The organism is Companilactobacillus heilongjiangensis (assembly GCF_000831645.3).
GTDB lineage: Bacteria > Bacillota > Bacilli > Lactobacillales > Lactobacillaceae > Companilactobacillus > Companilactobacillus heilongjiangensis.
Genome location: NZ_CP012559.1, coordinates 2,281,377 through 2,304,828 on the forward strand (window position 1 = coordinate 2,281,377; position 23,452 = coordinate 2,304,828).

At 37.8% G+C, this 23,452-nt stretch carries 24 protein-coding genes; 13 read left to right on the forward strand and 11 right to left on the reverse strand.

Annotation, left to right across the window (positions count from 1 at the left end; all coding sequences use genetic code 11):
• The gene (locus JP39_RS10195) at nucleotides 1-729 is read left to right on the forward strand and encodes a GntR family transcriptional regulator (protein ID WP_041501180.1); all 729 of its coding nucleotides are present in this window, start codon (nucleotides 1-3) and stop codon (nucleotides 727-729) included.
• A 737-nt stretch (nucleotides 730-1,466) separates the two neighbouring features.
• Here JP39_RS10195 and JP39_RS10200 read toward each other — a convergent pair.
• On the reverse strand, nucleotides 1,467-2,489 hold the full coding sequence (locus JP39_RS10200) for an LCP family protein (protein ID WP_041501179.1): 1,023 nt from the start codon (nucleotides 2,487-2,489) through the stop codon (nucleotides 1,467-1,469).
• A 155-nt stretch (nucleotides 2,490-2,644) separates the two neighbouring features.
• On the opposite strand from JP39_RS10200, the gene JP39_RS10205 reads away from it, so the two are divergent.
• A complete protein-coding gene (locus JP39_RS10205) occupies nucleotides 2,645-3,133 on the forward strand; it encodes a cysteine hydrolase family protein (RefSeq protein WP_041501178.1) in 489 nt (162 codons plus the stop codon).
• Between the two features lie 42 nt (nucleotides 3,134-3,175).
• On the opposite strand, the gene JP39_RS10210 is transcribed toward JP39_RS10205, so the two are convergent.
• Entirely contained in the window at nucleotides 3,176-3,445 is a 270-nt protein-coding gene (locus JP39_RS10210; RefSeq protein WP_041501177.1) for a hypothetical protein, read from the reverse strand.
• A 698-nt stretch (nucleotides 3,446-4,143) separates the two neighbouring features.
• Nucleotides 4,144-4,473: a thioredoxin family protein gene (locus JP39_RS10220; RefSeq protein ID WP_041501175.1), complete on the reverse strand. Its 330-nt coding sequence runs from the start codon at nucleotides 4,471-4,473 to the stop codon at nucleotides 4,144-4,146.
• A gap of 164 nt (nucleotides 4,474-4,637) precedes the next feature.
• Between JP39_RS10220 and JP39_RS10225 the strand changes: the two genes are divergently transcribed.
• On the forward strand, nucleotides 4,638-4,913 hold the full coding sequence (locus JP39_RS10225; RefSeq protein ID WP_041501174.1) for a metal-sensing transcriptional repressor: 276 nt from the start codon (nucleotides 4,638-4,640) through the stop codon (nucleotides 4,911-4,913).
• A gap of 357 nt (nucleotides 4,914-5,270) precedes the next feature.
• Here JP39_RS10225 and JP39_RS10230 read toward each other — a convergent pair whose 3' ends face one another.
• Nucleotides 5,271-5,975 (reverse strand): VIT1/CCC1 transporter family protein, encoded by a 705-nt coding sequence (locus tag JP39_RS10230; protein WP_082330693.1) that lies wholly within the window; start codon nucleotides 5,973-5,975, stop codon nucleotides 5,271-5,273.
• 10 nt (nucleotides 5,976-5,985) lie between these two features.
• Nucleotides 5,986-6,675 (reverse strand): VIT1/CCC1 transporter family protein, encoded by a 690-nt coding sequence (locus JP39_RS10235; protein ID WP_041501172.1) that lies wholly within the window; start codon nucleotides 6,673-6,675, stop codon nucleotides 5,986-5,988.
• 192 nt (nucleotides 6,676-6,867) lie between these two features.
• Between JP39_RS10235 and JP39_RS10240 the strand changes: the two genes are divergently transcribed.
• The 5 genes from JP39_RS10240 (at nucleotide 6,868) to JP39_RS10260 (ending at nucleotide 10,796) form a co-directional block, all read left to right on the forward strand.
• Nucleotides 6,868-7,329 carry a Fur family transcriptional regulator gene (locus JP39_RS10240; RefSeq protein WP_041501171.1) on the forward strand — a complete coding sequence of 154 codons (462 nt, stop codon included), beginning with the start codon at nucleotides 6,868-6,870 and terminating at the stop codon, nucleotides 7,327-7,329.
• Nucleotides 7,322-7,738, forward strand: coding sequence for an arsenate reductase/protein-tyrosine-phosphatase family protein (locus JP39_RS10245; protein WP_041501168.1), 417 nt, complete (start codon nucleotides 7,322-7,324; stop codon nucleotides 7,736-7,738). The genes JP39_RS10240 and JP39_RS10245 overlap by 8 nt, the downstream gene beginning before the upstream one ends.
• Before the next feature lie 687 nt (nucleotides 7,739-8,425).
• Entirely contained in the window at nucleotides 8,426-9,334 is a 909-nt protein-coding gene (locus JP39_RS10250) for a metal ABC transporter solute-binding protein (protein ID WP_041501167.1), read from the forward strand.
• Entirely contained in the window at nucleotides 9,331-9,996 is a 666-nt protein-coding gene (locus tag JP39_RS10255) for a metal ABC transporter ATP-binding protein (protein ID WP_041501165.1), read from the forward strand. The genes JP39_RS10250 and JP39_RS10255 overlap by 4 nt, the downstream gene beginning before the upstream one ends.
• A gap of 2 nt (nucleotides 9,997-9,998) precedes the next feature.
• Nucleotides 9,999-10,796, forward strand: coding sequence for a metal ABC transporter permease (locus tag JP39_RS10260; RefSeq protein ID WP_041501164.1), 798 nt, complete (start codon nucleotides 9,999-10,001; stop codon nucleotides 10,794-10,796).
• 49 nt (nucleotides 10,797-10,845) lie between these two features.
• Here JP39_RS10260 and JP39_RS10265 read toward each other — a convergent pair whose 3' ends face one another.
• The 5 genes from JP39_RS10265 to JP39_RS10285 all read right to left on the reverse strand — a co-directional run bounded on the left by JP39_RS10265 (nucleotide 10,846) and on the right by JP39_RS10285 (nucleotide 15,611).
• Entirely contained in the window at nucleotides 10,846-11,577 is a 732-nt protein-coding gene (locus JP39_RS10265; RefSeq protein WP_157492465.1) for a hypothetical protein, read from the reverse strand.
• 462 nt (nucleotides 11,578-12,039) lie between these two features.
• Nucleotides 12,040-13,023: an aldo/keto reductase gene (locus JP39_RS10270; protein WP_041501161.1), complete on the reverse strand. Its 984-nt coding sequence runs from the start codon at nucleotides 13,021-13,023 to the stop codon at nucleotides 12,040-12,042.
• Nucleotides 13,024-13,109: 86 nt separating this feature from the next.
• Nucleotides 13,110-14,528, reverse strand: a complete 1,419-nt coding sequence (locus JP39_RS10275; protein WP_041501160.1) for an MFS transporter — start codon at nucleotides 14,526-14,528, stop codon at nucleotides 13,110-13,112.
• Nucleotides 14,529-14,532: 4 nt separating this feature from the next.
• Nucleotides 14,533-15,069, reverse strand: coding sequence for a helix-turn-helix transcriptional regulator (locus tag JP39_RS10280; RefSeq protein ID WP_041501159.1), 537 nt, complete (start codon nucleotides 15,067-15,069; stop codon nucleotides 14,533-14,535).
• A 119-nt stretch (nucleotides 15,070-15,188) separates the two neighbouring features.
• Nucleotides 15,189-15,611: a Fur family transcriptional regulator gene (locus tag JP39_RS10285; RefSeq protein WP_041501157.1), complete on the reverse strand. Its 423-nt coding sequence runs from the start codon at nucleotides 15,609-15,611 to the stop codon at nucleotides 15,189-15,191.
• Between the two features lie 555 nt (nucleotides 15,612-16,166).
• Between JP39_RS10285 and JP39_RS10290 the strand changes: the two genes are divergently transcribed.
• The gene (locus tag JP39_RS10290) at nucleotides 16,167-16,859 is read left to right on the forward strand and encodes a response regulator transcription factor (RefSeq protein ID WP_041501156.1); all 693 of its coding nucleotides are present in this window, start codon (nucleotides 16,167-16,169) and stop codon (nucleotides 16,857-16,859) included.
• Nucleotides 16,856-18,238, forward strand: coding sequence for a sensor histidine kinase (locus JP39_RS10295; RefSeq protein ID WP_041501154.1), 1,383 nt, complete (start codon nucleotides 16,856-16,858; stop codon nucleotides 18,236-18,238). The genes JP39_RS10290 and JP39_RS10295 overlap by 4 nt, the downstream gene beginning before the upstream one ends.
• Before the next feature lie 74 nt (nucleotides 18,239-18,312).
• Here the strand turns inward: JP39_RS10295 and JP39_RS10300 are convergent, their stop codons facing one another.
• A complete protein-coding gene (locus tag JP39_RS10300; RefSeq protein ID WP_041501153.1) occupies nucleotides 18,313-20,208 on the reverse strand; it encodes a fructose-1,6-bisphosphatase in 1,896 nt (631 codons plus the stop codon).
• Nucleotides 20,209-20,380: 172 nt separating this feature from the next.
• Between JP39_RS10300 and JP39_RS10305 the strand changes: the two genes are divergently transcribed.
• The 3 genes from JP39_RS10305 (at nucleotide 20,381) to JP39_RS10310 (ending at nucleotide 23,450) form a co-directional block, all read left to right on the forward strand.
• Entirely contained in the window at nucleotides 20,381-20,575 is a 195-nt protein-coding gene (locus tag JP39_RS10305; RefSeq protein WP_041501152.1) for a hypothetical protein, read from the forward strand.
• Entirely contained in the window at nucleotides 20,575-20,748 is a 174-nt protein-coding gene (locus JP39_RS12620) for a hypothetical protein (protein ID WP_157492466.1), read from the forward strand. Before JP39_RS10305 ends, JP39_RS12620 begins: the two co-directional genes overlap by 1 nt.
• Before the next feature lie 1,199 nt (nucleotides 20,749-21,947).
• On the forward strand, nucleotides 21,948-23,450 hold the full coding sequence (locus tag JP39_RS10310) for an AMP-binding protein (RefSeq protein ID WP_041501150.1): 1,503 nt from the start codon (nucleotides 21,948-21,950) through the stop codon (nucleotides 23,448-23,450).
• The last annotated feature ends 2 nt before the right edge of the window (nucleotides 23,451-23,452 follow it).

Sequence of the window (23,452 nt, forward strand, 5' to 3'; positions counted from 1 at the left end):
ATGGCATACAAGTACAAAGAAGTTGCAAATACGTTAAGACATCAAATTCAAACCGGCCGGTATGCTCCAGGTGAATTGATGCCCGATCAGAATCAAATTGCAAAAAAGTTTAATACCACTAGAATCACGGTCCACAAGGCTTTACAGCTATTGATGGTTGAAGGTATGGTGTATTCCAAACGTGGCTCTGGAACATACGTCCGCAAAGATTATGTTGCCGACAATCACAGTGATGACCGCTTTGGACGTGTTTCGCCAATCGACAAACCCCTTGGTGCAACGAAAACAAATAAAGGTAAAGCTGTTACCAGTAAAGTTTTGGAATTATCAGCACGCATCCCTACTAAAGATGAAGCTGATAAGTTGATTATTCAACCAACCGAGCCAGTCTATGTAATCCGCCGTGTTCGTTACGTTAATGGTAAAATTTTTGCCTATGAACACACCATTATGCCAACAGCTATTACCACTTTAACTGAAGATATTTTGGAAAAATCAATCTATAACCATCTTGAAAAAGAAGGCCTACGTATTGAAGGAACCCATCGAATCATCCGGGCTGATAAGGCTGACCAAACCGACGTTGAGACCGGAATTGCTCATGAATTAGGCGAACCAGTTTTAATAATCAACCAGTTGAGCTATCTTGATGATGGTCAACCATTTGAAATTGCTGAATCACGTTTTCCTTATCAAAGCAGCCGCTTAACAGCTGACATAACATTGTAAAAAAAAGAGTGCAACAAAACATGGTCAACTTTCGAGCATTAAGGCAAATATGGACTGTAATCCGATTTTGGATTACAGTCCATATTTGTTTTAAGCGGAAAAAGTTATGTTTTGTTGCACGTTTATGCTGCATGTTTAAGACAAAAGTAGTTATCTCACAGCCCCTTTTATTTATTCTATTAAAGTTACCTGCCGTCTCCAGAGCTGAGAAGTATTTCGCCTGCTATGCGGTACGGCTCGAGCCAAAGTACGGTCTCGACCCTCGGTTGAAGCCTTTCCAAAGTTCGGAAAGTCTCCAACACGCCCGGTGGTGTAACGGCTAAAGCCGTAACGCCACTTTCATAGCTGGTGAATACTTCTCAGCTCTTCCGACTCTTTTATCTTTTAAGTCAGTTGGTTATTAAGAAACACTGGACTATCATTAAATACTCTAGACTTTCTAACTAATTACCCGATATTAAACTTAATGCTTTCGTCAAGTAACCGTACTAGAAATAATTTATTGAAAATCCACAAATTTTTCTTTAATTATCTATCCATTAAAGAAACAAATTAGTCGGAGGAGATGAGAGTATTTATATGTAGCGAAAGTGGCGTTATTGCTTTAGCAATTACACCACCGGGCGTGTTGGAGACTTGCTGATTTTGCAAGGCTTCAACCGAGGGTCGAGACCGCTCTTTGGCTCGAGCCGTACCGCGCAGCAGATGAATACTCTCATCTCCGGAGACGAAAACCCCTAATACGTATTATTCGTATAATGCATAGTATCCAAACCAAATGTGTCGTAATTGATATCGTCTGGGTCTTTGAAGAATGCCTTATTTTTAGCATTCAACCTAGTTTCCGTATTATCCAAAGTTTGTGCTGGCAATCCTAAATTATCACGTAATTTATCAGATGCACTTTGCATAGTTGATGTTGGCAATATTTGATAAGAACTTTGGTTGATCCAAGCTGTTTTTCCTTGGATTTGATTGAAGTCCATTGCCTTGGCGCTGCTATGATACTTCAATACTAGTTGGTCGATTTCTGAAGTTGTTAAATCAGTATTGACGTCATTGCCCAATTTCTTGATTAAATCTGGGATTTTGACAGCATATTGAGGTTGCTCTAATTTCTTAACAACTGCTCGTAAAACTTGTTGCTGACGAACTTGACGGCCATAATCGCCACGCGGGTCTTGATACCGCATTCGAGCATATGTCAAAGCTTCTTTACCATTCAAATGATGTGTTCCTTTAGGAACTGTTACTCCATCAAAGGAAACATTCATGGGACTTTTCACAGTCACACCGCCAACAAAATCAACTGTTTTTTCCAAAGCTTGCATGTTAATAGCCACGTGATAGTTCACTGGTACACCCAACAAACTACCAACGGTACTTTTAGCCATTTTTGATAAGCCAATATTGTAGGCAGCGTTAACTTTTTGAACATTCTTGGTTTTATCGCCAACCATTTCAGCCAAAGCATCTCGAGGAATCGAATATGCGACGGTCGTTTGTTTCTGAGGATTCAATGTTAACAACATCATTGTGTCAGAATTACCACGGTCAACTCGTCCATCAGTCCCGGTATCAGCACCTAGTAACAAAATTGAGAATGGTTTCCCCTGATTGATTTTTTGAGAAACACTATTCTTATTTGTATTCAGAGAATTCAGTGAATCTTGAGTTCGATAAACAAAGATTCCGGCAAATACTAGAACGATGGCTAATAGCGAACCAATTATAATTGAAATTATTTTTAATTTTTTCATTTTTTATATCCTATATTTTGATATTTTCAATTATAAGGCGAATTACTAACTACCTGCAAATATTTTAAGAGACAAATTCTAATAATATCGCTTTCAAAAAATGAACCATCATGGTACGCTCAAACTAGAAAAATCTTTTAAGGGGAAGTGTTATCATGCCAGAATTAGCTGACGCACTAGTAATTGTAGACATGCAGCGGGCTCTACAATACAGCTATAATTTTGATGGATTGATCCACAGCATCAATAATCGAATTTTTAATTACCGCCAAGACAATTTGCCTATAATTTTTATTCAACATAATGATCAGGATCTTGTACGTGGCAGTGAACTCTGGAATTTATCGGGGAAATTGGACAAACAAAAAGAAGACATCACGGTGGAAAAGACCCATCCAAATGCCTTCTATCAAACTAATTTAAATAAAATTTTAATGCAAAAAGGAGTTCGCTCAATCGAGCTTTGTGGTGCCCAAACTGAATATTGCTGCAATGCGACAATCGTTATGGCTCACGGTCTCGGCTATAAAATTATCATGAAACACGATATGACAACTACCTTTGACAATGATTATATGACCGCTGAAAATACGATTTCATTCTTTGAGAATATCTGGGATCAACGTTTTGTAAACTTTCAATAGAGATTAAAAAAGTCGCAGCCGCGGCTTTTTGTTTGGAAAGAATTAAGCATATGTAGCAGAACTGTGAATCAATTCGTATCCGTTCAAATTCAATGTCCCCAATAGATGATTGATAATTTTGTCCGGATAGATGCCATCAATCTTATAAGCTAGATAATACTTCGACTGGTCATCTGATGCAATCCAACGTCCAATCTTTGCTAATTCTGGATAAGCCTTCGGATCAAAGTCAACTGCACGTCCAAAATCGATTGTGATGATTTCGCCTTCAAACCAGCTGATATATTTAAGCGTTCCTGGTAATTTAGACATTTGCTACCATCCCTTTTGCATATATTTGAAACCGTTTTCTCTCGTCAAATATACCACCTTTTTGATGGTATATGAGGTATATTTTAAGATTGTTTTATTTCCGCCGGAAGCTGTCAGAAATATAGCCTGCCATGCGACCGGTGCGAGCCAAGGTCTCGCGCCTCGATTTTGAGCTTCGCAAAAAACGCGAATCTCAAAATACGTCGGTGGTGTAAGAATGGAAAAGCGCCATTCTAACGCCAACCTCACGGCTGTCTATATTTCTGACAACTTCCGACTAGTGTTTGTTTTTGGGGAGTTAATAATTATTTAAATTTAATTCAATCAATAACTTAGTTATTTTTATAAATACAAACGGGAATTAAGTATACTAAATGGTTCAAAACTTCTATAACTTCAAAAAACAAAAAAGACCAGACACCCCTCAATTGGAATAATCTGGCCCAGAAATGCTCTTGAATAAAAGTTAACTCATATAGCAACAATAACAGCTGCCCAAAACCAAAAAAACAGCCGGAGGGGACAAGTGATAAAGACCTGCTGTGCAAGTGGAGTTAGGGATTTATCCCTTACTCCACCGACGTATTTTGAGATTTGCGAACCTTGCAAAGCTCAAAATCGAGGTTCGAGACCTAGGCTCGAACCGGTCGCATAGCGGTCTTTTATCACTTGCCCCCTCCGGCGGCAGTGAACAAAACCTAATCCATATACTTCTCTAGTTCCATACGGAATTTAGCTTCTGGTTGATAACCAACCATACGGCCGACAACATTACCATCTTTCTTAATGATAAATGTTGGGATTCCCTGAATACCAAAGTTGTTAGGTGTATCTGGGTTGTGATCCACGTTCATTGAAGTGAACTTAATCTTGTCGCCTAATTCATCAGTTGATGATAGCTTCTCCAAAATTGGGTTCATCATTTTACATGGAGGACACCAATCCGCGTTAAAATCGGTGATAACTAGTCCCTTACCTGTCTCGTCATTGAATGTCTTATCTGAAATTTCTGTAATATTAGCCATCATTCAAATCTCCTTCTCATATCTATGTAAAATAATATACCCCCCTAGGGTAAATGAAAGCAAATAATTTGTTTTTAAAGCTTTTTCACAGAAAATGAATCAATTATTTGCTACCCGGTACCCGCATGGGTATAATTGGAACAATAAAACAAATTTGGGAGGTAAACATGTCTCAAACACCCGAAGAATCAGCTGCTGCATCTAAAAAAATAACTAGTCGCTTGAAACGTTCACGTGGACAACTCGATGCTGTTCTCAGAATGATGGACGACAACAAGCCCTGTGATGATGTTTTGATGCAATTGTCAGCTGTAAAGTCCAGCGTTGATAAAGCAATGAAATTAGTAATTGCCCAAAATATCAGACAAAATACTGACTGCAAAGACGCTAAACAATTGGAAGATTTACAAAAATCATTGGATCTAATGCTTAAAACGAAATAGTGAATTGAAGTTTGACTTTCCGTTTCCAGAGTTGAGAGTATTCATCTGCTGCGCGGCACGATTCGAGACAAAGTACGGTCTCGAATCTCGGTTGAAGCCTTTCCAAAGACCGGAAAGTCTCCAACTCGTCCGGTGGTGTAATCGCTAAAGCGATAACGCCACTTTCGCTGCTGATGAATACTCTCAGCTCTTCCAACTAATTTATTTTTATAGTAGATCAATAATACTAAATATTTAAACTCAAAAAACCTCTAGTAATCAACACATTCGATTACTAGAGGTTTTTTGTAAAGATTGTTAAATATAATATCAATATAATTTTAAAACAAGAAATACACTAGCCGGAGGTCGTCAGAATTAAAGCATCAATCCAACTGAATAGTGAATTGCCATTGTGATCAAGCCGACGATAATGTTTCTAATCATAGCGGTCTTCACTAGTCCATCACCTAACTTGGCGCTCAAATATCCAGTCAATGCTACAGACAACGTAACTGCTAAAATTGTTCCGGGCCACTTAACTGCTGATGGCAACAAGGTCATCGCAACTAATGGGAAAATACCACCGGAAGCTGCGGAAACTAATGAAGAAAAAGCAGCGTCCCAAGGATTCATGTAATGTCCTAGTTGCAAGTCATATTTAACTCTGACGACTGTTCCTAGAGCATCTTTTTTCATCAATTCTGAGGCAATTTCATTAGAAGTTGCTTGTGTAACACCACGTTCAACATAGTATTTGGCAACTACTGCTAATTCGGACGGATAATCACTTTTTATCAACTCACGTTCTTTTTCAATTGCAGCTCTTTCGGTATCTTTTTGAGAGCTAACTGAGGCATATTCCCCAGAAGCCATTGAAAAAGCACATGCTAAGAGGTCTGATAGACCTGCGATAAATATTACGAATTGGTTGGTCGTAGCTACAGCGACTGAAAATAGCACACCGACGACTGTTAAAATACCATCATTTGAACCTAAAACGCCTGCACGAAGGGTATTAGAACGTTCAGCCATTGTCTTCTTTTGTTTCTTTGGTTTAGAAATTGTCATAGATTTCATCATTCTCACTCCCTTAATGTGCAAATAGCGAACCGATTGCGTAAGTTACAAACATCGTTAACAGTCCGGAAACTACATTTCTGATAACTGCCTTTAAACGGTTAGCTCCGCCCAAAACAGCTGCTGTATAGCCGGTAATCGTCAAAGCGATAATAACTGCAATCACAGTCGCCATCATTTTAACGTCTTGGGGAAACATCGTAATTGAAACTAGTGGCAAAATTGATCCAGTTGGAAATGAAATCATTGAAGCCATGGCAGCCGCAATTGCACTAGTTTTCTCCTTAGGATTAAAGCCATAACGTTCACGAACAGCGACGTCCAATGGATCCTTACTCAACATTTCTGAAGTAGCTTGAGTTGCCAATTCATTTGAAATCCCAGTGGCTTGGTATTTATCCCGAATAAAACTGAATTCACTGTCATAATTACCATCTAAAACAGCGGATTCCTTTTCCAAAGCTCGTTTCTCGGTGTCACGTTGGGTGCTGACAGATACCCACTCACCCATTGCCATTGAAATAGTTCCGGCTAACATTCCGGCAATTCCGGCTAGAAAAATAGCATGATTATTACTCTGAGCACTTGCGACTCCGACAACAATTCCGGCGACTGAAACAATCCCATCGTTGGCTCCCATGACACTGGCACGCATTACGTTGATTTTTTCAGCTAAGCTACGTTGTTTCTTTTCTTTGGTCATGATTCCTCACTCCTTAGCTATTAATTAATTTGGAATGGTTCTCATTTAGTAACGAGTACATAATAAACCTAGTTTTTTAAAAAGTAAACAAATTACTGTTTTTGATGAAAAAAGGTAGTTTCTTTGGAATTGTCTTATGTTTAGTAATATAATTAACCTGTAATGATTCTCATATAGAAAGGAAGATTGCTCATGGCTAGTAACGCTGTAATGGAAGAAACACTACAAGTTCTAAAGGACCATAAGTTGCGAGTTACTCCACAACGACACATTATTTTGGCCTATTTAGTTAGCCATCATAATCACCCTACTGTGGAGACTATCCGTGATGCCCTCAGCAAAGAGTTGCCTAATATCGGGTCTTCTACGATTTATAATACTCTGAACACTTTTGTTGACCATCATTTAGTCGTGGAATTACAAAATGGTGACGGCAGTACTCACTATGATTACTTCGGTTCACCCCACTATCACGCCATTTGTACCAATTGTGGACGGATTGTAGACGTTACGTATCCCGGTTTCAGCGATACTGAAAAGAGTCTTGAAGAAAAGACTGCTGAGATTTCTGGATATATGATTTCTGGAAATCACATGGAGGTCTACGGTCTCTGCCCTGAATGTCAAATCAAACTAGGTATAAAAAATGAATAAAAGTATTTACTTCCTATGTAGCGGCAATTCTTGTCGTGGTCAAATCGCCAAAGGATACGCTAAAAAATATTTACCAAACTGGAAAATCGAAAGTGCGGGCGTGCGCGCGGAAGATCTCGATCCTAAAGCAGTAAAAGTTATGGCAGATGATGGTATCGATATTTCACAACAGGAATCTAAAAAGATTGACGATCTCTTTCTCAATCATGCGAACGTAGTCATCACATTAAGCGGTGAAGCTCGTGATAAAAACGTCCTTCCTTCAACGGCTCGTTGGTTGCACTGGCCTATCAGCGACCCAACCCTAACAACCGGTAGCGAAAGCGAGGAAACTCAAGCATACCGTGATGTTCGTGACGATATTAAACAACATATTATTGAATTAACAAACAATATTGATAAGTTATAGTTAAGGTTTTAAAGTGTACCGTTTCCAGAGCTGAGAGTATTCATCTGCTGCGCGGCACGGTCCGAGCCAAAGATCGGTCTCGGGCCTCGGTTGAAGCCTTTCCACAGACCGGAAAGTCTCCAACACGTCCGGTGGTGTAATGGCTAAAGCCATAACGCCACTTTCGCTGCTGATGAATACTCTCAGCTCTTCCAACTAATTTATTTTTTATTGAAGGAATGACTTCAAATAGTTTAAATAAATTACCACTAAGACTGTTATGTCAATATTCATATCAAAACTTAATTATTAAACATTTAGAATAATAAAGAGTTGAACCTACCTGATTACTTCAGATGTGGTTCAACTCTTTTTTCATACAATTAAAAATTTCAACGTTACTAAAACTAATATGAATAACTCAAGTTCAAGAAAAAAACTAGTCGGAAGGGCTGAGAATATTCACCAGCTGTGGGTGTGGCGTTAGAGCTTCAGCTCTTACACCACCGGGCGAGTTTGGAGACTTACCGGGCTTTGGTAAGGCTTCAAACCGAGGGGCGAGACCTTGGCTCGAGCCGGTCCGCATAGCAGGTGAATATTCTCAGCCCTTCCGACGGCACCCACCCAAATGATAAAACTTACTATTTACTTTTTTACATCTTTAGTTTAGTGTTAAATAGTATTATTTATCATTAAGGAGAAAAAACAATGAATTTTAAGAAACAAAAATCTTTAGGAATCATTCTATTTTTTGCAATTCTTGCTTTAATAATTTCCGGTTGCTCCAACAAAAAAGTTAACAATACTTCACAAAAAATCAATATCGTCACGACCACAGATTTTTACGCTGAAGTCGCCAAGAAGGTTGTTGGTGACAAAGGAAACGTTACTTCTATTATCAATAATCCTGCTATTGATCCTCACGATTATGAGCCAACTACTAAAGTTGCCCAGTCTGTCAGTAAGGCGGATGTCACGGTCGCCAACGGTTTGGGCTATGATTCATGGATGAACAAACTTCAAAAAAATGGCACTGAAATCAAGATTGGCGAAAACGTCATGCATAAAAAGACTGGCGTCAATCCACACATCTGGTACAATCCTGAAACCATGCCTGACTACGCTAAGTATTTGGCTGATAAGTTAGCTAAAAAATATCCCAAGGATAAAGCTTACTTTGAACAAAATGCTCAGGAATACATTGCCTCACTCAAACCAGTTCAAAAGGAATTGAGCCAATTAAAAGACACAGTCAACAAGCTACCTAACAAAAATGTTTACGTCACCGAACCTGTTTTTGACTATTCAATCAAAGCTATGGGATTAAATGTTACTAATAAAAAATTTGAACAAGCCATTGAAAATGGCACTGACCCTACTCCAGCAGTTATCAAATCCATGCACCAAGGGATTGAAAATAAACAGATTGCCTTTCTTGTTCTCAATAAACAAACAGATAGTAAAGTCGTCAACAATCTCGTTTCATTAGCCAAGAAAAATAACATCCCTGTTTTAAGCGTCACGGAAACTTTACCAAAAGGTAAAACTTACCAACAATGGATGTTATCGCAATATCAAGCTCTAAATAAGATTTTACAAAGTGAGATGAAACAATGATTGAAGCAAAAAATTTAACTAAGCGTTTCGGTAAACAACTAGTTTTCAAAGATTTGAATTTCCGAATCAATGATGGCGAATTCATTAGCCTGATTGGTCCCAATGGTTCCGGTAAAACAACATTGGTCAAAATTCTGATGGGATTGGAGCCAAAAACTAGTGGCGAGCTGAATGTTGTTAAGCAAACTATCGGTTACGTGCCCCAATTCCGTAATATCGACATTGATTATCCACTCAGTATCGAGCAATTCATTCGTTTGAACCTCAAGTTAACTTTCAGTTCCAAGCAACGTCGACAGAATAATGAACTTATCAACACTATCATGGAAAAAACTCATCTGACTGAGCTCAAAGATCGGCCACTGGGACTAGCATCTGGTGGTGAAAAACAGAAAGCATATTTGGCTCAAGCGCTACTGAATGAACCAAAGATTCTGATTCTGGATGAATCAACTGCCAGCTTGGATGTCGAAGTCAAAATGCAGCTGATGGATCTCGTCCAAGAATTGAACCATAAATATCAGTTAACCGTTATTTTTATAACTCATGATTACGAACTAACTAAAAAATATACAAATCGAGCACTACTTTTCAAAAATAAAACTCTGGAAGAGCTTGATGTCGACCAAGTTTCTAAAAAGATGTTCGAGATGGAGGGCTAATTATGTTTGAGTATGAATTTATGCGTCAGGCCTTTATTGCCAGTACCTTCATCGCAATCACTGCTGGATTAGTGGGAGTCTTCGTAGTTTCACGAAACATGTCATTCTTATCCCACACATTATCAGAAATTGGTTTTGCCGGAGCCGCATTCGGAATTCTCGTTGGCATTTCACCATTAGCGGGAATGATTATTTTCACACTCGTCAGTTCCATCGCGGTCGGAAGTTTGAGCGGCGAAGCATCCAGACGAGAAGCTTCAATCAGTGCCATATCATCATTGTTTATTGGACTAGGAATTCTCTTCCTATCCCTATCGGCACAATCAAGTAGTTATGCCACAAATATTCTCTTCGGTAGTATTGTCGGAATTAGCGCCGCAGAAGTAAAGCAATTATTGATCTTGGCAGTATTCGTTATAATTATCTTTTTGATATTTTATAAACCACTGGCATTCGACTCATTCGACCACTTAGGTGCTCAAGCTTCAGGATTAAAAACACGTTTATTGTCAATCGTCTTTCTAATAACTTTGGCATTAAGTGTCAGTATCGGCGCACAAATCGTCGGTTCACTGCTAGTCTTCGTCCTCTTAACACTCCCCGCCGCAACAGCTAAATACGTTGTTCATTCCGTGCCAAAGATGATCCTAGTTTCAGTTGGATTGTCGTTAGCTGGTGTCTGGTTGGGACTTTATCTGGCATTCGTTACCAATTGGCCAGTGACATTCTTCATTTCGACGTTTGAAGTTTTGGCATACTTTGCCGGTTTGAGTTATAAAAATTGGAAATTAACACACTAAAAAGCTATAACAAGAAAATCGTTGGTTTTCTTGTTATAGCTTTTTAAGTTTATTTATATTTTTCATTAATAGCGTCAGTTAATTCTTCCAAGCCTGTTCTAGCGGTCGGATTATTCAATACATAATCGCCGGATTTACTTTTAACCAAAAAAATAAATTGTTCATCAAAAATGGGACGTGAATTTTCTTTTGTGAAACCACTTTTCAACAATATTTTGCTGAATTCAGAACCATCATCCAAAGTGTTTTTACTTAAAATGGTAATAAATTGTGTACCAATTTTAGGCAAAGGTGCTTCCGGATTTACGACCAAAATATCATGATTGGCTTCTCTAGTACGATTCATATCTGCGTAAAAAATATCTGTTGTCGTCAGTCCACCACGCAAAACAACGTAATAGTCTTTCCCAGCCAATTTTTTATCGCCGCTCAAAACTTGGTCAATGTGAATTTTAGCTTTGGTAAAAGCCATATTCTTCGGAGCACCCATCTGTTCTAAGTTGTAAACTGTACCTTTTATAACATCTCCATGTTCCTTTAATTCCGATAATTTGGTTGGCACAATGCTGTCGCCACTGTAATCATTATGTTTGACAACTTCAGCGTCCTTGGTTAATTTATCCCAAATTGCCTGATTCTTTTTAATCAAGGCAGTATCAGGCCGGTACTTCAACTCAGTTTTTGATGCTTGATGATTGGAAGTTTTCGTATTCGATCCACATGCGGATAATGGTAAAACAAAGAATAACAGTGTTAGAACTATTAAAGTTTTTTTCATCATACCCTCCTTGCATAACATTATTGCATCTCAACAAATTAAATGTAACAGCAGTTTTCGAATAAAAATTTAAAAATATTTCCTACATTACGTATGGTACTAGTTGATAACTTGTCACAAATATTTCTTAGTCTAAAATTTGCTTAAATACTTTGACATTCAACTAATACCAATTAATTAGTCGGAAGAGCTGGGAAATATTTGTGTGCCGTGGTAGTGGTATAAGGATAGGAGTTTCTCCCATCCTTATACCACCGGACGTGTTTGGAGACTCGTGGTTTTTACGAGGCTTCAAACCGAGGTTCGAGACCGTTCTTTGGCTCGAACCGTTCCGCACAGCTTGAGAATATTTTCCAGCTCTGGAGACGGCATGTTTAACTAGCACTACACGTTATATTGCCATTAAAAAAGGCTGTTGTAAGAAATAAGAATAATTTCTTACAACAGCCTTTTTGACTAAATATTTTACCACTTATATTGCACTGGATTCTTAATGTACTTGTCATAGACATCACGGACGATTCCCATTTGCTCATGAGTAAATGGTGGTAGTTCTGCAGCTGTTACATTTCTTTCGATTTGTTCTGGCTTTGAAGCACCTGGAATCACTGTGCTGACACCATCATTCATCAAAATATAACGTAGTGCCATCGGTGCCAATTTGTTGCCAGCGCCTAGTCTTTCGTCTAATTCTTGGGCAGCCTTAACACCAGTTGCGTAATCAACACCTGAGAAAGTTTCTCCAGCATCAAATTCTTCCCCATTTCGGTTGGTTGTCCGGTGGTCATTTTTACCAAATTTCGTATCCAAAGTATATTTACCTGTCAACAAGCCACTGGCAAGCGGCACTCTGACGATTGTTCCAACATCGTGTTCCTTAGCCATTTTGAAAAAGTTATCTGCAGGACGAAGACGGAACATGTTGTAGATGATTTCAACTGAAGAAATATTATAATCTAAAGCTTTAATACCTTCCTCAACCTTTTCAACACTGACACCATAGTTCTTGATCAAGCCCTCTTTTTTCATCTTATCCATGGCAAAAAATACTTCTGGTTCATAGAAAACTTGAGTTGGTGGGCAATGTAATAGCACATTATCTAGCGCATCAACATCTAAATTCTTTAGACAATCTTCAACGAAGCCACGAAGATTCTTTTCATTGTAACCTTCAGCGACATGGGAATCTAAACGACGTCCAATTTTAGTTGAAACAAAAACCTTGTCTTCTTTTCCTTTGATAAATTTAGCAATAGCACGTTGACTTTCACCATCTTGATAGACATCAGCTGTATCAAAGAAATTTACGCCTTGGTCATAAGCCTCTTCCAAAGTGGCAATCGCATCCTTTTCTGAGAATGGATCACCCCATTTTGAACCAAGTTGCCAAGTACCCAATGAAACTTCACTAGCATTAAAGCCAGTATTTCCAAATCTACGATATTTCATGAATATTCCTCCTGAACGTTTACTCAATTTGATAGTAGCACTTAGCCTATACTCTAAGGCAATCACTTTTCAAAAAAATCTGAGATTTACTTTCTCAACAAACGTACTCCAGTAATAACCGTAGCCACCAAGCAAATGGCTAATGAAACCATGAATGCCACGTGCATACCGGAAATGAATAACTCTGGTTGAGCTGGTACGTATGAAGTGACCGTGTGACCTGCTGTGTGGCTCATTGATGAGAACAAGACAGTTGTCGCTACGGAAATACCGATAATCATTCCCAACTCACGAGCTAAAGCATTGACCCCACCGGCAATTCCGAGATCTTTGACCTCAACTGAATTCATAACGATTGAGTTATTTGGTGCTTGGAAAACACCGTTACCAAATCCAACTAATCCAACAAAGAACATGAAAATCCACAATGGCGTGGATAAGCCGACGAAAATGTAGCCAACTTGACTGATTGAAATTAAAATCAAGCCGATGAATGTTAACAATTCGGGACCAATTTTATCAGAAATAGCTCCGGCAATCGGTGCCACAACAACCTGCACAATTGGAAATGTCATCAAAGCATAACCAGCGTAATTAGCTGCCAATCCTCGCGCATTTTCAAGATAGAATGGCGAAATAACATTGAAGAAAAAGTTTGCCACAAAAATTAGAAAGGCACAGAAAATACTGATAGTGAAATTAGCGTTACGGAAAATTCTTAAATCTAGCACCGGAATTTCAACACGCAATTCGGTCCTAATAAACCAAATGAACGCCAATAGAGCCACCGCAAATAATGTCAAAATACTTGGATGGACAAAGCCGACTTCTTGCCCTAAGAATACTCCCGCAAACAATGTTACCATCACCAAAGCAAAGAGTGCGGAACCAGTTTTATCAATCCTTTGATTCGACAAAGTAATATCTTTTGGCAAAATTTTCATACCTAACAAAATTGCAATGATACCAACGGGTACATTGATCAAGAAAATGTAACCCCAGTGCAAATGCGCCAAAATCAAACCACCGACACCGGGTCCAGCAATACTTCCCAATGCCACGAATGACCCGATTGTTCCCAAAGCTCGACCACGTTCGCTAAATGGAAATACTTCAGTAATAATTCCGTTATTCGTACTCATCGTCATCGCTGCACCAACGGCCTGCAAAGCACGAGCAGCAAGTAAAAATGTTAAGCCTGAATTGAATCCACAAAGTAATGAACCAACTGTAAAGAGAATTGAACCAAGTTTGAAAATCCGAATTTTACCATAGGCATCCCCAAGTTTTCCAAATAATAATAATAGTGCACAAATAACAATTAAATAAATTGAAACGACCCATTCCGCTTGATTCATCGGAATTTTTAAATCTCTACTCATCACTGGCAAAGCAATATTGACGATACTTCCGTCCAAAGTCGACATGAACGTAAACATACATACCGCGATTAAAATTAACCAGCGATGCTTTTGAATCTCCGGATTTTTAGCAAAGCTATCCATAAGTTTAAGCTCCTTTTCTTTCTTTTAGAAGTTGTGCGACCCAGTCTATCTGAACTTGAGCACGTAAAATTTGTAACTGTTTAACTAATAAGGCATCATCTATATCCGCCTGAATCATGTTGTCATTGATTTCCAATCCCATTTTCAGACTTTGAAGATGTTGTAGTTTAGCCTCAGAAAAAGCCTGAAAATCTTCCAAAACAAAGACCTGTTGTTCTCGATTCAATAAATGTAAAAAATGTATCTTCATCAAAAAAGTCAATTGAGTTTGTTTATTGACGGGTGTTTTAACAGTCGCTAACTCATAAAAGCGTTTTTTTCCACTTTCAGTTATCGCTGCTAGTTTTTGAATACGGTCATTGTCAGTTGTTTCAAATTTATGATTTATCATCTTTGACCGTTCCAACTTATCCATTAATGGATACAAAGTACCGAAACTAATGGCCTGGTCATTTCCAGCAATCGTGATGAAAGCCTTTCTCAAAGAATAACCAGTCATTGGATGATCCATCAACTGTCCCAAAATAAATAATTCGTACATCCTTAACACCTATCTTTCTCGTTTCTAAGCATATATCGCTTCGATATATTGTACAAGCTATTTTTTGCAGAAAAAAAAGACATAATTTCAGTAAAATCAAAATTATGTCTTTAACAAGTTTAAGCATTTAATTTTTTTGTACAGTCAGCGCAAAGTCCATAAACCTCAATCGCGTGACCTTCAATCGTATATCCAGGTAATTGATCAGCGAAGAATTCCATTGGACAAGCCTTGAGTTCCGTAACTTTTCCACAATTCTTACAGACAAAATGGTGATGATGACGATGTGTAAAATCACATTGATACTTCACCAAAGTCTTATCTTTTTCCTGATATTCAACTAATCCAATATCGGCAAATTCTTTCAAGTTCCGATAAATCGTATTATTACTCATCCCCGGATAAAGTGAACGCATATAGTTAGCAATATCGTTGATTGATACGTATTGAACTGTAAATTTGCCCAAGAAATCGATTAGGTCAGTTCGTTGTTTAGTTATTTTATAATTATTTTGTTTAAGAATCTCAATTGCTTTTTCCATCGGGTATCACCTTCCACTGTTCACTGCCGTCTCCGATTGTGGGGAATTTCGCCTGCTGTGAGACCGGTGCGAGCCAAGGTCTCGCGCCTCGCTTTTGAGCTTCGCAAAGTGCGCGAATCTCAAAAGACGTCTGTGCTGTAAGAGCAGAAAATCACTGCTCTAACACCACTTTCACTGCTGGTGAATTCCCCACAATCGGAGACTAATCTCTCAATATATCTTCAAACATATTTATATATATCATCGATTTGAATTATTAAAACCTTGCAAATCAATATAATAATTTAGCACTAAGTTATCTTCAAGTTGACTATTCTATTAACGTTTTCGCTACTTAGTAGTATAGCATAATTAGTAATCTTTACGCTTTAGTTTGTTTTTTAGTTAGTCTTAAGGTCTATTTACTATTATAATAACTAAAAAGATTTTAATTAAATAACATGTTGTGCAAGTTAAATATTCCATATCTATGAAGAATGAAATTAATGAGAATTAATTATATTTCTCAGCTTCGCAGACGGCATCCCACAAAATAAACCATTGGGAGATTTGTTAATGAAAAATACGATTTTAATTGTTGAAGATGAACGTAGTCTTTCCAGTTACGTCAGTAAAGAACTACAATTTGAGGATTTCGATGTCATCATTGCTAACGATGGCGTTGAATCTATGGAACTTTATGAAAAACATCAGAATGAATTGCTATTGATTTTGCTTGATTGGATGTTGCCTAAGTTGGATGGTATGGAAGTGCTCCGTCGCATTCGTAAACATGATCAAGTTCCTGTTATCGTTATGACTGCTCGTGATTATATTGGTGATAAAGTTGCTGGACTCGATAACGGTGCTGACGACTATATTACGAAGCCTTTTGAAATTGAAGAGCTTTTGGCACGTGTTCGGGTTATTCAAAGACGGGCCGAACATTTATCTGAACCGGACCAAACTTATCAAATTGCTGACCTAATTTTGAATACTAAGTCACACCAAGTTACTCGTAATGATGAAAATGTTCAGTTGACGAGACGTGAATATGATCTACTGTTATTCTTCCTGCAACATGTTGGACAAGTTTTTACACGTGATGAATTACTCGACAATGTTTGGGGTGAAGATTTCCTCGGACAACAAAATGTAGTCGATGTTTACGTTGGTTATCTGCGAAACAAGGTTGATGGCAAAAATAATCAAGCTTTGATTCAGACTATTCGTGGAGTTGGCTATTCAATCGAGGATGTGGCAGAATGACAGACACTCAAAAGTCGCCTTCCTATCAAGAGTTAATCAACAGCGCAATTCGCAAACTCGTTATTATCATTACTTTATCAATTAGCGCAATAATTTTGGTTGTTGTCGGGATTCAGCAATATTCGCAAACTGTTCACGAAGCCAATGGTCAAATGATGAGTCTTTATCGTTCCAATATTGATGACATTCCCGGTTTTATTCAATGGAGCAATCAGAATAATCGTCATACTAAACAGAACACGGTCATTCGTGTAAAAACCAATAAATCGTCAATTACTGCCGCTTCCAACCGAGCCGGTCAAGAAATCATGACGACTTCTGCCTCTAAAAAATTTATCAATCAGCGAAAAGTTTTAATTTTGCCTGGTCAACATATCGTCTACGTTCAAGGTTACGGCTTCTTCCTCTTTTATACGAGAAAAGATGCCGATACGACCTATCAACTGTGGACTAGTTTGAGCCGCTTGATTAACAGTCTTCTATTATTATTGATAATTATCAGTATTATCGTCTTTGTCACCCTAGGATTCGGAACTTGGTGGGCTCAACAACTGGCTGCCAAATTGAGTGCTCCAACTATTGCCTTGGTTAAAGAAACCCGTAGTACCATCCCAGATACCGATCAACCAAGTTTGACAGTGCCTGACAGTCCCCAAGAAATTAAGGAACTGGGAGATGCCTTCAACGAATTACTAGAGGCCCAAAATCAACGATTGCAACGTGAGAAAGACTTTGTTTCCAACGCTTCCCACGAATTGAAAACACCAATTGCAGCTATCCGTGGCAATATCAACTTAATTAAACGCCATGGTGACAAGCATCCCGATGTTATTCCTGAATCGCTGGGATTTATCGACGAAGAGTCCCTCCGCATGCAAAATCTGATTACCAACCTCTTACACTTGTCTCGAGCTGACCGAGCCGAATTAGTTTTGGAAAAAGTTAATTTATCTGAAATTGCCGAACAAATTGGTAATCAATATCAAAAAGCTTTGGCACATGAACTGAAATTATCAATTACCCCTGGTCTGAATATTTCAGGTAATACCGACACATTGAAGCAAATCATTGTCGCATTATTGGACAATGCTAATAAATATTCACCTGAGGACACGCCAATCACACTAGCTTTGGAGAAGAAAGCTGGCAAAATTAGATTATCAGTTAAAGATTTAGGCATGGGTATTCCTGATGATCAGAAGAAGCTGATTTTCCAACGTTTTTATCGAGTTGACACATCCCACTCTACCGAAATCAAGGGTAGTGGCTTGGGATTATCGATTGTTTCTCAGCTAGTTAAAATCAACAATGGCTCAATTGTAGTTTTAGACAATCAACCAAAAGGTTCTATTTTTGAAGTTAATTTTGATGAAGTCTAATTATTAAATTTATATGCAAAGAGGAACCCTATCATACTTGAGATAATCAGATATGGTAAGGTTCCTCTTTTTTATTACTTACTATTTAACTCCAAAATTAGTTCATCCATTTGTTGCTTAATCTTTTGACCAATATCAGTTTCGGCAACTAACTTTCGTTTAACTGACTGTTCAATCACACGCTTGGTTGAAACAACATCCTTCATTTCTTCAATCGCCTTGGCACGTGTCGTAAATGGTTCGTGAGTTACCAACTGCAATCCGTAAGAATTAGACAATAATGTATAACCACCGATTCCTGTCGTCTTGTGATAAGGTTTCGACATGCCACCATCAATGACAAAAATCTTTCCATTGGCTTTAATTGGCGAAGTTCCAGCTTTGACTGGCGTATGCCCGTTAATTATGTGACCTTCGTTGATATCCAATCCAAATTCTTGCAACAGTTGATCCGCAAACCATTCTTCTTTTCGTAATGAGTAATATGGATTCAACTTTTCGATGTGCAATGCATCATCATTGATAAAATACCGTTCAAAAGTTGTCATCTTATCTTTTCCGAATAATGGTGACATTTTTCCGGTCCATAAATACCAGATAATATCGGTATTGAAAGAGTCTTCCACAGCTGGATGTTGTAAAGCTTTTCGAATCATTTGGTCAAAATAGTCGAATAGTTGCTTACCAGCGTATGCTTTACCATTAATGACCAAGCCTTGTAATTGTCCGTTTTCATCAACCGGAATACAGCCATGCAACAATAAATTGCCATTATATTTGAGATACATTGAACCATTATCAACTAAATATTTTATATGCTTATTTAATTTCTGAGAATTAATAAATTGTTGAATCAAGTCATCGATTACAGCAGATTCTTCTGGAGTCAATGCATATGGATTTTCCATATCCACCAGTTGAAAACAGCCATCTTGTAATGGGTATGATTTTCCATGCAAAATAATCGACTTTTTATCTGAAGTCAGTTTATCCAGCAACAAACGATTCTCCATTTGAAAATCTGGATTACGTTTGATAGCAGCCCCTTCCAACTTGAATTGCATAATGGTTGCTGCCTGTTGAACACAATTATCCTGAACTTTATTCGCAGTGGAAATGACTTCTCCAGTATCTGATTTAGGATTGAATGCCTCCAAAGGTTGATAATACTTAGTCGCCAATGCAATTACCGAGGTCAAATCAATCCCATAGGAATCTTGCAGAATGGATAAATTATCGTAGCGCGCGCAAATTCGCAGTAAATTTAGCATGCACAATTTGGAGCCAGCAACGCTTCCCATCCATAAAATATCGTGATTACCCCACTGGAAATCAAAGTTTTGCCAATGATGCGCCAGATGTTCAATGATGTAATCCGGATGTGGCCCACGGTCATAAATATCACCAATTATATGAACGTGATCGACCACCAAACGTTGAATCGAATGACATGTGGCAATGATAAAATCATCAGCTTCGTGCAAACTGACAATGCTCGTCATAATATCTTGATAATAATATTGCTTAGTTTCAGTATTCAAGTCCGCATAGAGCAGTTCTTCCGTAATATAAACAAACTCTGGAGAAATAGATTTCCTAACTTTTGAGCGAGTATATTTGTTGGCTGTATAACGTAAAACTTCAATTAAATTGTTGAAAATATCCATATACCATTGATTCAATTCATCAGAATCATGCATCCGTGATTTGGTCTTAGTCAGAATTTCTGACGGATAATAAATTAAAAACGCCAACTTTTTCTGACTGGCAGGAGTTAATCGACCAGTGAATAATTCAGCTATTTTTTGCTTCGTATTACCTGATCCATTCCGCATGATGTGAGCAAATTCATCATATTCACCATGAACATCACTGACGAAAGCTTCAGTACCTTTGGGCAAACTCAAGATTGCGGATAAATTGATGATTTCTGACTTAATTTTATTTTGGTTCATGAATTTCTTCCCCATTTCGGTGTATAGACCTTTCTTTATAAATGATGTTTATAGGCTAATTACTAGCACATGGTTAGAACTATACCATTTAGAAAGCTCCGTGTAAACGGTACCAATGGCATCGATGCGCTTGTGATATACTTATCCCAGTTTATAAATTACGTTTAAGTCATTTGGGGGACTAAAAATGTTGCATGGATCAGTCATTTCAACATATAACGGTATGATTGCGTTTATTATTTTTATTATTATCAATATATTCATTACCATAGCCTATTGGTTAGCATTCCGTCATATCGAAAAATCAGCAGCTAGAGTAAGAAAAAATAATAGTCAATTAAAACTAATCAAATATAAATTAACTAACGGAGGTAAGCAATAATGTTGTTAGAAGTACTCGTAGTCATAACATTTATAATCACAGCATTTATTGCTCTCGCCACGATACTGATAACTGTAATCTATACAATAACTAAACGTCCCCAAGTCAATAAAATAGCACGTGAAAACAAGAAGTTGGAATCGGAAATTTTGGATGAACTATCCGACAAATGATTTTAAGACTATATATGACAATTACCGGTGTCACTTTTTAGAGTCCGTGGATCATAAAATAAATGGAGGAGCCCAAGATGATTACTCTTATTTTTATTAATATATTGCTTATCATAGCCCTGCTTATACTGAACCGGACTTACAATAAGAGTTGGATGAGGCAAAAGAGAAAAATAATCGATTAAAACTCATAGAATATAAACTTAACAAGAGCTGGTGGTAACGTTGCAAGAAAATTTGATATCTTCAATTTATTCACTTTCATCAATTACAGTTGGTATTGTTTTAGTTCTTTCTTCAATAAACTTTTTTATTAAATTTAAACAAATAAACAAACTAATTAAAGACAACGATAAAATATTAACGAGAATTATCAACAAAATGTATGATAAATAGTTATCTGATTAACTTCTCTATTTGCTTTTTAAACCGTTAATAATAAAAATTCTTAATTATTATGTTTCCATACTTTAAGGTCTTCAATCATTAAATGTAATGATTGGAGGCTTTTTGCTTTCCATAAATTCATGTCCTATCTTTAGTAGATTTGTATGTATCAAACAAAATACAAAACGAGAAAATAAATATCCACAGGTAATAAAATATATGAGCCATGATAATCGAAAAGAAAATCCCAATATATATTATTACAATCAAGATTATATTTCTAAAATTATTCCGCAAACGTGATTTTAAATGACGCATTGTTGGAGATACATTGAAAGTTGCCAATACAATCAACGATAGAAGATTTAGTAAGAGCTCATCTAAAGCACTGTTCATAATTTTTATTGACCTCGTCTACTATTTAATAAATCTAATAATATCAACCTTATGTAAAGAAGCTGTAAATAGTAAGTAAAACATTGGTTAACATCTTAGTTATCAAATTTGAAACCCACCTTTCATATATGCAGTGGCTCTAAAACGAGCTACACAAGGGCAACTCCTTCCGCTTTTCATGATTTTGTAAATCGCCCGCAAAAGCAGCGGGCAACTCACAAAACCACGAAAATGCTCGGGAGCTGGACGCCCTGTCTCCGATCTCTGATATGCTCTCTAAGAATTTCTTATATAAACCTTATCAAACCTAGGTAGTTGCATAACCTCTTCCCTTGTAAACTATGGTTATTCAATCGAAAGGACATCGATTTAAGTAATAATCCTCCCCATGATTCCACTTAAATCTGGTAAAACTTATGTCAGAACTTACTGAAAGATTACAACAACAATTAATTGCTGGTGCTACTCGTCCTTTGATGCAAGACGCTAATCAACACTGGTACACCGGCAGTGAACTTAACTTAGAAGAAAATGTTTGGAAAAATTATTGGCAAAACAAAGGTATCGGTCACAACGATATCGTGCTTGTCAGCTTAACTAACTCGGTTACTTATACCTTAGCAATTCAAAGTTTGTGGGAAGTTGGCGCAATTGTTCAACCTATCAACCCCGCAACTAATGAAATTCAAATTAGTGAACTTGAAGATCAATACCATTATTCCGCAATTATTTTAGATACAAATACAACTGAATTGGAAGTTTTAAATGACCTCTTTACTAATCATCCACGTTTGACGACCCTCCACGAACCAGAGGTTCAAATCTTTATTTGCAATAAACATCAGGCACATCCCTTAGAAATACCCAACGATGAACAGCTTGCTTTAATCATGCATACTTCAGGAACCACTGGTAAACCTAAACGTGTTGGACTAACACATCATCAACTATTGGCTGAGGCTTTTAACGTCATCGACAGCGAAGAATTGACTGAAAAAGATAGCACTTTAATCCTGATGCCAATGTTCCACATCAATGCGATGGTGATTTCTAACTTGGCAACACGACTATCTCACGGTCAATTACTATTCAGACCAAAATTCAGTGCTCACCTTTTCTGGAAAGAAGTCAGTAGTGAAATGGTAACTTGGGTTTCATTGACACCAGCTATCGTTGCCATTTTATTGCAGCGTGACGAACAGCCAAGAGAAAATAGGCTTCGGTTTCTCCGGACTGCTTCAGCCCCTCTCCTACCAAGTATTCACCAACAATTTAGCCAGCGTTTCAGCATCCCATTAATCGAAAGTTATGGTATGACCGAGGCTGCTAGTCAAATTGCTCAGAATCCTTTGGAAAAGCCGGTTCAAAACACTGTCGGTATCATCAAAGGTACTCAGATTAGAATTTTAGATGGCAATCATCAAGAACTCGGGCCTAACGAAATTGGTGAAATTGCTTTGAAAGGTGAGCATATCATCACACATTATCTTGACCCACAACCTGAAGCGTTCCATGACGGCTGGCTGTTGACTGGTGACCTCGGTTCCTTAGATGAACAAGGTTATCTGCACATGGCCGGTCGTATCAAGGAAATGATTATCCGTGGCGGTGAAAATATTAATCCCTTAGCTGTCGAAGATTGTCTGAATGATTTGAAATTTATCCGTGAAATGGCTGTTGTTGGTACACCTGATTTGATTTATGGTGAGACTGTTACGGCCGTTATCGTTCCTAAAAAGCTTAGCCAAGATCATCGCCACCAATTAGCGTTGTTGAACGAATTAGCCAATGAGCAATTATTACCTGTTGAACGTCCCACTAAGTATATTTTCAGTACGCAATTACCGAAAAATGCGACCGGGAAAATTCAACGCACACTTCTAGCTCAGGAAGTGACTCAACAACTCAAGGAGGCCTAATC